The 1,229-nt window shown below is 59.3% G+C and carries 1 protein-coding gene; it reads right to left on the bottom strand.

Annotated features, from left to right (window positions below; translation table 11 throughout):
* Window positions 1–34 precede the first annotated feature (34 nt).
* Window positions 35–1,161 (bottom strand): IS3 family transposase gene (locus tag EZV60_RS18945; RefSeq protein WP_135507644.1). Its coding sequence is split into 2 segments (ribosomal slippage): window positions 35–897 and window positions 897–1,161, totalling 1,128 coding nucleotides; the frame shifts between segments, so codons are not numbered across the junction.
* Window positions 1,162–1,229 lie beyond the last annotated feature (68 nt).

A 1,229-nucleotide genomic window follows, 5' to 3' on the forward strand; every position in this document is an offset into this window, starting at 1 on the left:
TGGACTGCCCCCACGGAGTGGTCCAGGTTGATTGTTAGTGCATGACCGGCCTCTGGTCCATCTGGACAATACTTTCCGTTGCGGGAGGCCGGTATCCAAGGGCGCTGTGAGGCCGAACGGTGTTGTAGTGTTTTCTCCAGTCTTCGATGATGATCCTTGCCTCCTTGATTGAGTAGAAGAGCTCACCGTTGAGCAACTCGTCCCGGAAGCGGGCATTGAAGCTCTCGCAGTATCCATTCTCCCAGGGCGATCCAGGCTCGATGAACGCAGCCTTGGCACCCACTGCGGCGATCCAGTCCCGGACCTTCTGAGCCACGAACTCGGGACCGTTGTCGGATCGTATGTAGTCCGGCGGGCCGCGGAGGATGAACAGGTCTGTCAAGGCATCGAGCACATCGGTCGAGTTGAGCTTTCGGTCTATGCGGATCATCAGCGCCTCCCTGGTGAACTCGTCTATGATGTTGAGAATGCGATAGGCGCGGCCGTCCGCGGTCCGGTCCTGCATGAAGTCATAGGACCAGACATGGTTCGGACGCTCCGGTCGAAGCCGGATACATGACCCATCGTTCAGCCAGAGCCGGCCTTTCTTCTTTTGCTTCGGTGGAACCTTCAGCCCTTCACGTTTCCAGATGCGCTCGACCCGCTTGTGGTTCACGTGCCAGCCCGACTGGTTGAGCAGAGCGGTCACGGGGCGATAGCCGTAGCGACCGTATTGCCTGGCCAATTCGATGATGTCCTCGGTCAGACGCTCTTCATCAGGACGGCCACGCGGCACCTTGCGCTGCGTGGAGCGGTGCTGCCCAAGGGTGCGGCAGGCGCGGCGTTCCGATATGCCGAGCGCCTGCCGCACGTGGTCGATGCATCTGCGGCGACGTGAAGGGCTCAGAAGTTTCCCTTTGCGGCCTCAGTGAGGATCAGCTTGTCCAGCGTCAGGTCCGAGACCGCGCGCCTCAGGCGCTGGTTCTCTTTCTCAAGCTCCTTCAGCCGCTTCAGCTGTCCGCGGCTCATTCCGCCATATTGCTTGCGCCACCGATAGAACGTTTGCTCCGTAATGCCGATCTGGCGTGACGCGTCCGCGACCGTCATGCCTTGCCCTTGCAGCACTTCAATCTGACGAAGTTTCGATACGATGTCTTCTGACTTCTCTCGTTTCCCAGCCATTCTCTGGTCCTCCAATTCGCGGGATAATTCTATCCCAGTTGGTGGACCACTTCAGTGGGGGCACTCCA

This window comes from Roseovarius aestuariivivens (assembly GCF_004761875.1).
GTDB lineage: Bacteria > Pseudomonadota > Alphaproteobacteria > Rhodobacterales > Rhodobacteraceae > Roseovarius > Roseovarius aestuariivivens.